This window comes from Streptomyces sp. NPDC059037 (assembly GCF_042740015.1).
Lineage (GTDB): Bacteria > Actinomycetota > Actinomycetes > Streptomycetales > Streptomycetaceae > Streptomyces.
The window spans coordinates 1-7,964 of the sequence record NZ_JBHYIG010000381.1 but is presented as its reverse complement, the minus strand read 5'-3'; the positions used below and the strand labels follow the sequence as shown (position 1 = coordinate 7,964).

Annotated in this window: 10 protein-coding genes and 1 pseudogene; 4 read left to right on the top strand and 7 right to left on the bottom strand. The window is 72.9% G+C overall.

Features of this window, described 5'->3' with window-relative positions:
- The 4 genes and pseudogenes from ACFWY6_RS42460 to ACFWY6_RS42445 all read right to left on the bottom strand — a co-directional run.
- Nucleotides 1–238: pseudogene (locus ACFWY6_RS42460) on the bottom strand (ABC transporter permease); the annotation flags it as partial.
- Nucleotides 235–1,275, bottom strand: coding sequence for an ATP-binding cassette domain-containing protein (locus ACFWY6_RS42455; RefSeq protein WP_384702351.1), 1,041 nt, complete (start codon nt 1,273–1,275; stop codon nt 235–237). The pseudogene ACFWY6_RS42460 and the gene ACFWY6_RS42455, both read right to left, overlap by 4 nt.
- A complete protein-coding gene (locus ACFWY6_RS42450) occupies nt 1,272–1,634 on the bottom strand; it encodes a hypothetical protein (protein ID WP_384702348.1) in 363 nt (120 codons plus the stop codon). Before ACFWY6_RS42450 ends, ACFWY6_RS42455 begins: the two co-directional genes overlap by 4 nt.
- A 5-nt stretch (nt 1,635–1,639) precedes the next feature.
- Nucleotides 1,640–2,116, bottom strand: a complete 477-nt coding sequence (locus tag ACFWY6_RS42445) for a hypothetical protein (protein WP_384702346.1) — start codon at nt 2,114–2,116, stop codon at nt 1,640–1,642.
- 82 nt (nt 2,117–2,198) lie between these two features.
- Between ACFWY6_RS42445 and ACFWY6_RS42440 the strand changes: the two genes are divergently transcribed.
- The 4 genes from ACFWY6_RS42440 to ACFWY6_RS42425 all read left to right on the top strand — a co-directional run bounded on the left by ACFWY6_RS42440 (nt 2,199) and on the right by ACFWY6_RS42425 (nt 4,716).
- Nucleotides 2,199–2,540, top strand: coding sequence for a PadR family transcriptional regulator (locus tag ACFWY6_RS42440; RefSeq protein ID WP_266872505.1), 342 nt, complete (start codon nt 2,199–2,201; stop codon nt 2,538–2,540).
- A 5-nt stretch (nt 2,541–2,545) separates the two neighbouring features.
- Nucleotides 2,546–3,232 carry a permease prefix domain 1-containing protein gene (locus ACFWY6_RS42435; RefSeq protein ID WP_384702341.1) on the top strand — a complete coding sequence of 229 codons (687 nt, stop codon included), beginning with the start codon at nt 2,546–2,548 and terminating at the stop codon, nt 3,230–3,232.
- A 17-nt stretch (nt 3,233–3,249) separates the two neighbouring features.
- The gene (locus tag ACFWY6_RS42430) at nt 3,250–3,882 is read left to right on the top strand and encodes a hypothetical protein (RefSeq protein WP_384702339.1); all 633 of its coding nucleotides are present in this window, start codon (nt 3,250–3,252) and stop codon (nt 3,880–3,882) included.
- Nucleotides 3,883–4,089: 207 nt separating this feature from the next.
- On the top strand, nt 4,090–4,716 hold the full coding sequence (locus tag ACFWY6_RS42425; RefSeq protein WP_360774806.1) for a sigma-70 family RNA polymerase sigma factor: 627 nt from the start codon (nt 4,090–4,092) through the stop codon (nt 4,714–4,716).
- A 45-nt stretch (nt 4,717–4,761) separates the two neighbouring features.
- On the opposite strand, the gene ACFWY6_RS42420 is transcribed toward ACFWY6_RS42425, so the two are convergent.
- The 3 genes from ACFWY6_RS42420 to ACFWY6_RS42410 are packed head-to-tail and all read right to left on the bottom strand — an operon-like array spanning nt 4,762 to nt 7,870.
- Nucleotides 4,762–5,283, bottom strand: a complete 522-nt coding sequence (locus tag ACFWY6_RS42420) for a copper chaperone PCu(A)C (protein WP_384702334.1) — start codon at nt 5,281–5,283, stop codon at nt 4,762–4,764.
- Nucleotides 5,280–7,607, bottom strand: coding sequence for a heavy metal translocating P-type ATPase (locus tag ACFWY6_RS42415; protein ID WP_384702331.1), 2,328 nt, complete (start codon nt 7,605–7,607; stop codon nt 5,280–5,282). Before ACFWY6_RS42415 ends, ACFWY6_RS42420 begins: the two co-directional genes overlap by 4 nt.
- A complete protein-coding gene (locus ACFWY6_RS42410) occupies nt 7,607–7,870 on the bottom strand; it encodes a hypothetical protein (RefSeq protein ID WP_384702328.1) in 264 nt (87 codons plus the stop codon). The genes ACFWY6_RS42415 and ACFWY6_RS42410 overlap by 1 nt, the downstream gene beginning before the upstream one ends.
- Nucleotides 7,871–7,964 lie beyond the last annotated feature (94 nt).

Genomic DNA, 7,964 nt, shown 5'->3' with positions numbered 1-7,964 from the left:
CCCCTCCGAAGAGGTACGTGTACATAAGGACCATCATGATCGGGAACGCCGTCACGTCGAAGAGCTGCTCCGGCACATGCTTGATCTTCAGCATGGCCCGCCAGCCGAACGTCACGGACGTCGAAAGCGCGCTGGGCCGCGGCGGCCGCTGCCGGGAACCGAGCAGCCCGGCCAGCGACTCGGCGGCGACCGGGGCGAGTTCTTCGGCGCCGGCGTCCGTCTGCGTCACGGCGCTCATGCCATGGCCCCCTTCTCGGTCTTCTCGCTCTTCCCGGTCTGCTCGGCCTGCTCGGCCCGGTCCCGCTTCACCGCGCTGTCGGTCAGCGCGAGGAACACCTCGTCGAGGCTGGGCTGCCCCAGCGAGAAGTTGTCGACGGTGATGCCGGCCCGCGCCAGCTCGGCCAGCGCACGCGACGCCTGCTCGGCCGCCCCCGCGGCGGAATCGCCGCTGCCCACCCGGGCGCTGAGCGCGACCGGGTCGGGCTCCAGCTGCACCGGGACGTCCAGGCACCGGGCCAACAGCCGCCTGGCTTCTTCCCGTTGCGCCGTGTCGCGCAGCCGCAGATGCACGGAGCCCGCGCCCACCGAGGACTTGAGCTCGCCCTTGGTGCCCTCCGCGATCACCTTGCCGTCGTCGATCACCGCGATGCGGGACGCCAGTTGATCGGCCTCGTCGAGGTACTGCGTGGTGAGCAGGACGGTCGTGCCCTGGGTGACGACCGCCCGCACGATGTCCCACACCTGGTTGCGGCTGCGCGGGTCGAGGCCCGTCGTCGGCTCGTCCAGGAAGAGCAGATCCGGTGTGCTGAGGATGGACGCGGCGATGTCGATGCGGCGCCGCATGCCGCCGGAGTAGTTCTTCACCTGCCGCGCCGCCGCCTCGGTGAGCCCGAAGGCCTCCAGGAGCTGCGCGGCCCGCGCGCGGGCCGCGGCCTTGCCGTAGCCGAGCAGACGGCCGAGGAGCACCAGGTTCTCGGTGCCCGTCAGATCCTCGTCCACCGAGGCGTACTGCCCGGTGAGCGAGACACGGGCACGCACCTCGTCCGCCTCCCTGACCACGTCACGGCCGAAGATCCGGGCCTGGCCGCCGTCCGGCCGCAGCAGGGTCGCCAGGGTCTTCACAAAGGTGGTCTTGCCGGCGCCGTTGGGGCCGAGCAGGCCGTAGACGGTGCCCGCCGGGACGGTGAGGTCGATGCCGTCGACGGCCCGCTTCTCCCCGAAGGTCTTCACCAGGCCGCGCACCTCGATGGCAGCCTGCGCACCAGTGCCGCTCATGACCGGGTCCTGTCCTCGTCCGACGTACGTACCTCTTGGCTCGACGTACGTACCTCTTGGCTCGACATACGTACTTCTTGCCGCGGCACGGAAGCGCCGGGCCCGTTGCCCGCAGGCTCGGCGCCGAGCCTGCGCAGCGCGAGCATCGCCCCGATGCCGGGGATCAGGGCGAGCCACCGGGCGCTGGTCCCGGCGGCGGCGGGGATCGCCCAGGTCATCGCGATGGCGACGAGATAGGCCGAGCCATGGGTCGGCCCGCCCAGCGAAGTGATCGGCTTGGCATGGATGGTGAAGACATTGACCAGCAGGATGACCAGGGAAGCGGCCTCGACCGCGGCGGCGATTCGCAACGTACGCATCGAGATCACGCACCCGTCGTGGAGCCGGGGCGGACGATCATGAGGATCACGACAACCGTCCACAACAAGTTGAAGATGCCCGTGAGCATGGAGAGCCTGCTCGCCGGCACGGCGGGCGCGCCGGGCTCGGCCGTTCCGCCGGCCACCGCGAGCACGCGCTGCTGGTTGGGCAGGATGGCCATCGCGAGGACGGCGGCCGCCACCGCGGTCAGGACGATCGAGATGATCAGCCAGACATCGGTGAGCGCGTCGAGCTGGACGGCGGTGGCGAGTCCGAAGACCGGGACGCCGATGCCGAAGAGGGCGTACCCGCGGCAGATCTTGTGCAGGATCCCGGCGACTCCGGCCGCATTGCCGTCCGGATCCTCCCCGGCGGTCGTCAACTGCTGTGCGTAGCGCGGGAACATCGAGGCGGCGACGGCGATCGGTCCGACCGCCAGGATCGCCAGGATGACATGCACCGATAACAAGAACTTGCTCACTGCGGACCCCTCCGCCGGCAATGGATATGTTGGCTGCCAATAGATAGCACACCAACGCCCCGATTGTGTAGGCTGCCTACTCATGAGACAGGACGCGGTCAGAGGACATCTGGACGGGCTGCTGCTCGCCGTGCTCGAGCCAGGCCCCCTGCACGGGTACGCGATCATCACGGCCGTGCAGGAACGCAGCGGCGGCGCGCTGGAGCTGCGCACCGGCACCATCTATCCCGCCCTCAACCGCCTTGAGCGGGTGGGTCTTCTGCAGAGCAGCTGGCAGTCCGTGGGCGAGCGCCGCAAGCGCTGCTACGAACTGACGGACGCCGGGCAGCGCACCTTGGCCAGCGAGCGGTCGGCGTGGAACGAATTCACGACGGCCATCGGCTCGGTCCTCAATCCCGCGGCGCCGCCGGGGCTCCTCACGTGAGCGCCGTGGAACAGCGCAGCGACCCCGTCGAGGACTACCTCACGGCGCTTGAGGCCGCTCTGCACGGCCCGGTCCGCGCCAAGGCCAGGCTGCTTGAGGAGGTGCGCGACGGCCTCACCGACTCCGTCGCGGAGCTCACGGGCCACGGCATGTCCCACGACCGCGCCGCCGAGCGGGCGTTACGCGACTTCGGGACGATGGAGGACCTGGTGGCGAGCTGCCAGCGGGAACTGACCATCGCTCAGGCCCGGCACACCTCCCGCTCCATCGTCATCACCGCGCCCTTCCTGATCGCCTGCTGGTTCCTCGTCCGCAACGCGGGCGACGCCCAGGACTGGGCACTGCCGTGGACCGCCCAGCTGATGGCCTTGTATCTGGCCGGGACCGCGGTCGTGGCGGCGCTGCTCGCCGCGGGGGCCCTCGCCGCGACCGGCACCCTCGCCCGCTGGCTGCCCACCCCTGAAGAGCTGCCGCGGATGGTCGGGTGGACGGGCACCACCGCCAGCATCTCCATCGCCGTCGCCACGCTGGCCCTGGCCACGGCCTCGGTCCTGGCCACGAACTGGCCGCTGATCGCGCTCGCCTGCTCGCTCGCCGCCACGTCGCACGGCGTGATGGCCAAGTCGGTCCGCGTCTGCCGCCAGGTCGCACGCCTGCCGATCATGGAACCCGCCGCGCCCGGACCGCGGTGACCCGGCAGGCCGCGAGGTTGCCGGCAGCCGGCACGGAGCTCCGCCGCGGCGGAGCCGGCCGGCTGACCCGCTCCGCGGTCTTCGCCGCCGTGTGCGTGTCGGTGACGGCTCCGGGGCACGCCCTGATGTCCGGCCACGCGCTGCCCGCCTGGGCCGTGTGGTCCGCGTTCGCCGCCGTGGCCGCGGCCGCCTGGTGCCTGACCGGCCGGGCCCGCGGCGCCCTCGCGGTGTGCGGCGCGAGCGTGCTGACCCAGCTCGCGCTGCACTTGGCCTTCACGCTCTCCCAGACCTCGGCGGGACCCGGCCCGGCCGGCACCCCGCGGCACTCCGGTGCGGGCATGGCGCACATGCGCGCCGCCGACACGGAGCCCGCCTTCGGCGCCTTGGCCGGCATGACGTCCGCCCACGCGGTCGCCGGACTGCTGTGCGGACTGTGGCTGTGGCGGGGCGAAGCCGCGGCGCTCCGCCTCGGACGGGCCCTCGCCGCCTTCGTCTTCGCGCCCCTGGACCGCGCCGTCCAGGGGCCTTCCCCGATGCCCGGACGCCGGCCGTCCGTGGCCCTGCCGCTGCCGCCGCGTCGGCCGCAGCTGCCGCTCCTGCGCCACGTCGTCTCACGCCGCGGCCCGCCGCACCGCCCGAGCACCGTCTGACACCACCGGCCAAGGCCCGCCCGGGGCACGGCCGGTGACGCAGTGCGCCATGCGCCGGTGCGCACCCGCACGGCCGCCGCGCGCGCTGACCCCACCGCCCATGCCCCCGCGCCCGTATGCGTATCCGTATCCGGGACGCGCAGGGTGTCCGCCGACGGGGCCATGCCCCCACGGCAGGTTCCGTCCGCACGCGAAGGACAGTCCGCGATGCCCCCTGCCCTGAAACAGCTGCCGCCTGCGCGAAAACAGCGGCCGAGCGGCAGCACCGCCGCCGCGAGCGACACACAGATCACGGAGTGGGCGCTGGCCGCCCGCGACGGCGACACCGAGGCCCTCGAACGTTTCGTGCGCGCCACGCGCGCCGATGTCTGCCGCTTCGTCGCCTATCTCGGCGCCGATGTGCAGGGAGCCGAAGACCTCACTCAGGAGACGTACTTACGCACCTTGACGGCCCTGCCCCGGTTCGCCGGACGTTCCTGCGCCCGTACGTGGCTGCTGTCGATCGCCCGCAGGGTGGTGGCCGACCGCTACCGCGCGGCCGCCGCCCGCCCCCGATTCGCCGACGGCCCCAACTGGCGTACGGAGGCCGAACGATCGCAGCCCGGCGGCCTTCCCGGCTTCGACGAGGGCGTGGCGCTGCTCGACCTGCTGAGCTCGCTGGACGCTCCGCGCAGGCAGGCTTTCGTGCTCACGCAGGTCCTCGGGATGCCCTACGCGGACGCCGCCGACGCGGCCGGCTGCCCGATCGGCACGGTCCGCTCCCGTGTGGCACGGGCCAGGGCGGTCATGACGTCACTGCTGAACGCGGCCGAAAGCCCCGTATGCCCGGGGTGAGTTCACCCCGGGCATAGGTGTGGGTCGACGGAGGCGCCGTCCGTGTCAGGGCGCGTTCCAGTCGGTGGGGCGCACGACGAGCGCCTCCGTCTTCAGCGTCCCGCCGTCCTCGAAGCGCAGGCTGAACTCGACGCGCTGCCCCAGGCGCAGCGGCTCGCGGATGTCGACCATCACGTCGAGTCCGTACGGCGTCATGGTCAGCGTTCCGTCGGCGGGCACCGTGGCCGCCTCGACCATGGACATGCGGGCCGCCCGTTCACCGACGGGCGCGTCGCGCGACAGCATGGCCTCGCCCATCGTCGGCGAGCTGACGGAGACGAGACGGTCCGCGGCGCCGCCGGTGTTGCGGATGCGGAACACGGCGGCCGTGCTCTCGTTGCCCTCGGACGGCAGCAGCAGCCGGGCCGCGGTGATGCGGAGTTCGGGTGCGGAGCCGGCGGCTCCGGCGGCGGTCCAGACGGAGAGTCCGCCCAGGGCCAGCGCGCTGGCCGCCGCCGCCGCGAGTGCCGGGAGGGCGGCTGAGGCCCGCAGCCGCAGCCGCTGCGCGGTCGTTCCTGTGGCGCTCACGCGGCTGCCTCCAGCTGACGCGCGGGCCCGCGGCCCCCTCGTACGACATGGGGGGCGGTGGGCTGCCAGGCGCGCAGGCGCAGGCTGTTGGTGACCACGAGCAGCGAGCTGACCGACATCGCGGCGGCCGCCACCATCGGGTTGAGCCACCCTGTCATCGCCAGGGGCACCGTCACAAGGTTGTACCCGAACGCCCACAGCAGGTTCGCGCGGATCGTGCCCATCGTTCTGCGGGCGAGCTTGACCGCGTCCGCGACGACCAGGACGTCCTCGCGGACCAGCGTCACGTCGGCCGCTCCGATCGCGGCGTCCGTGCCGCCGCCCATCGCGATGCCCAGGTCCGCGCCGGCCAGCGCCACCGTGTCGTTGACGCCGTCCCCGACGACGGCGACCCGCAGCCCTTCCGCCTTCAGCTCCTTGACCAGCAGGGCCTTGTCCTCCGGGGTGCAGCGCGCGTGCACATCGGACTCGGGGATGCCGAGTTCGGCGGCGACGGCCCGCGCCGTCGCCTCCCGGTCACCGGTCGCGATGACGGTCCGCAGCCCCAGACGGCGCAGCCGGTCCACCGCCCGGAAGGCCTCGGGCCGCAAGGTGTCGCCGACGGCGATCACCGCCTCGGGCCTGCCGTCCACCCGGACGAGGACCGGGGTGTGCGCGGCGTCCTCGGCCGCGGCGAGGGCGGCGGCCAGTGCTTCGGAGAGCGGGGTGTCGCCGGGGGCGCACACCTCGACGTGCCGCTCATCGACCCGTCCGGCCACGCCCGCGCCGACGCTGGCGGTGAAGCCGGTCGTCCGGGGCAGCGGCTCACCGGACTCCGCCTGCTCCGCGTGCCCGGCGATCGCCTTGCCCAACGGATGCTCGGAGCCCTGCTCCACCGCGCCCGCGAGACGCAGCACCGCCCGGTCCCCGATGCCGCCGGGTTCCGCCGTCACCCGGGCCACGCGCATGCGTCCCGTGGTGAGGGTGCCGGTCTTGTCGAGTACGACGGTGTCGATGCCCCGCAGCGTCTCCAGGGCCCGGGGTCCCTTGACCAGGATGCCGAGTTGGGCGCCGCGTCCGGTCGCGGCGAGCAGGGCGGTGGGCGTGGCGAGCCCAAGGGCACAGGGGCAGGCGACGACGAGCACCGCCACGGCCACGGTCACCGCGGCCTGCGGGTCGGCGCCCGCGCCGAGCCAGAAGCCGAGCACGGTGACGGCGAGGGCGAGCACGACCGGCACGAACACCCCGGCCACCTGGTCCGCGACCCGCTGCGCCTTGGCCTTGCCCGCCTGCGCCTCGGTGACCAGGCGGGTGATGCGGGCGAGCCGCGTGTCATCGCCCACCGCGGTGGCCCGCACGACCAGGAGGCCTCCGGCGTTGACCGCGGCGCCGACCACCGTCGAGCCGGGTGCCGTCTCGACGGGTTCGCTCTCGCCGGTGACCAGCGACACGTCGAGGGCCGAACTGCCCTCGACCACGGTCCCGTCGGTGGCGACCTTCTCGCCCGGCCGCACGACGAAGAGCTGGCCGACCTTCAACTGTCCGATGGGGATGCGCCGTTCGCGGCCGCCGTCCTCGTCGCGCACCGAGACGTCCTTGGCGGCGAGTTCGGCAAGGGACCGCAGCGCCGCCCCGGTGTTGTGCTTGGCGCGGGCCTCCAGGAAGCGTCCGGTCAGGACGAACAGCGGTACGGCGACGGCCGCTTCGAGGTAGACGTGCGCCACGTCGCCGGACGCCGAAGGAAGCAGGCTGAACGGCATGCTCATGTCGGGCTCGCCCGCGCCGCCGAGGAAGAGCGCGTACGTCGACCAGGCGAAGGACGCGATCACCCCCAGGGAGACGAGGGTGTCCATGGTCGCGGCGGAGTGCCGAAGGCCGCGCAGGGCCTTCTGGTGGCACGGCGCCGCGCTCCACACGGCCACGGGTGCGGCCAGCGCGAAGCACAGCCACTGCCAGTTGCTGAACTGCAGGGCGGGGACCATGGACAGGATCAGCACCGGTACGGCGAGTACGGCCGTCACGACGAGCCGATCGCGCTGCCGGGTCGCCTCGTCGGCGGCCTCGTCACGCGGCGCCGCCCCCGCTCCCCCGTCGGTTTCCGCGGCGGGCGGCTCCGGGAGCGACGCGGTGAACCCCGCCTGCTCCACGGCCACGACGAGGTCCTCGGGCGCGTACGAGTCGGGGTGGGTGACGCGGGCCCGGCCGGTGGCCAGGTTGACCGTCGCGACGACGCCTTCCAGTTTGCCGAGCTTCTTCTCGACGCGGTTCACACAGGCCGCGCACGTCATGCCGCCGACGACCAGATCGGTGGTGATCTCGGTCGGCTGCGCAAGTCCCGCCGCCATCAGTGCCCCTCCCCCATGTTCATGTCGCCTTCCATGTCGTCGTCCGTGCCGCCGCCCCCGCCGGAGTCCTCGTCGCCGGTGCCGGCGGACTGTTCCTGGCCGGGGTGGAGTCCGGGCGCGACCGGTCCTGCGGCCGATCCGGTGACGTACGCGACGGCGAAGATCACCACGAGGAGGGCGGCGAAGCCCGTCATCGCGGCGGCTGGTCTCCAGCGCCGCAGGAGCGTCCGTTCAGCGCCCGCGTCCTGCTGGGAATCGTTCATGTTCCGCTCCTGCACAGGGATACCCGTCGGCTCGCGCCGCCCTGCGGGGGATGGTGGGTGGGGAATATAAACAACAGACACTGACCACCACAAA

Bases quoted from the DNA above. Each gene is read 5' to 3' on its own strand.
- ACFWY6_RS42455 (WP_384702351.1), bottom strand. From the start codon at position 1,275: ATGAGCGGCACTGGTGCGCAGGCTGCCATCGAGGTGCGCGGCCTGGTG.
- ACFWY6_RS42450 (WP_384702348.1), bottom strand. From the start codon at position 1,634: ATGCGTACGTTGCGAATCGCCGCCGCGGTCGAGGCCGCTTCCCTGGTC.
- ACFWY6_RS42440 (WP_266872505.1), top strand. From the start codon at position 2,199: ATGAGACAGGACGCGGTCAGAGGACATCTGGACGGGCTGCTGCTCGCC.
- ACFWY6_RS42425 (WP_360774806.1), top strand. From the start codon at position 4,090: ATGCCCCCTGCCCTGAAACAGCTGCCGCCTGCGCGAAAACAGCGGCCG.
- ACFWY6_RS42415 (WP_384702331.1), bottom strand. From the start codon at position 7,607: ATGGCGGCGGGACTTGCGCAGCCGACCGAGATCACCACCGATCTGGTC.
- ACFWY6_RS42410 (WP_384702328.1), bottom strand. From the start codon at position 7,870: ATGAACGATTCCCAGCAGGACGCGGGCGCTGAACGGACGCTCCTGCGG.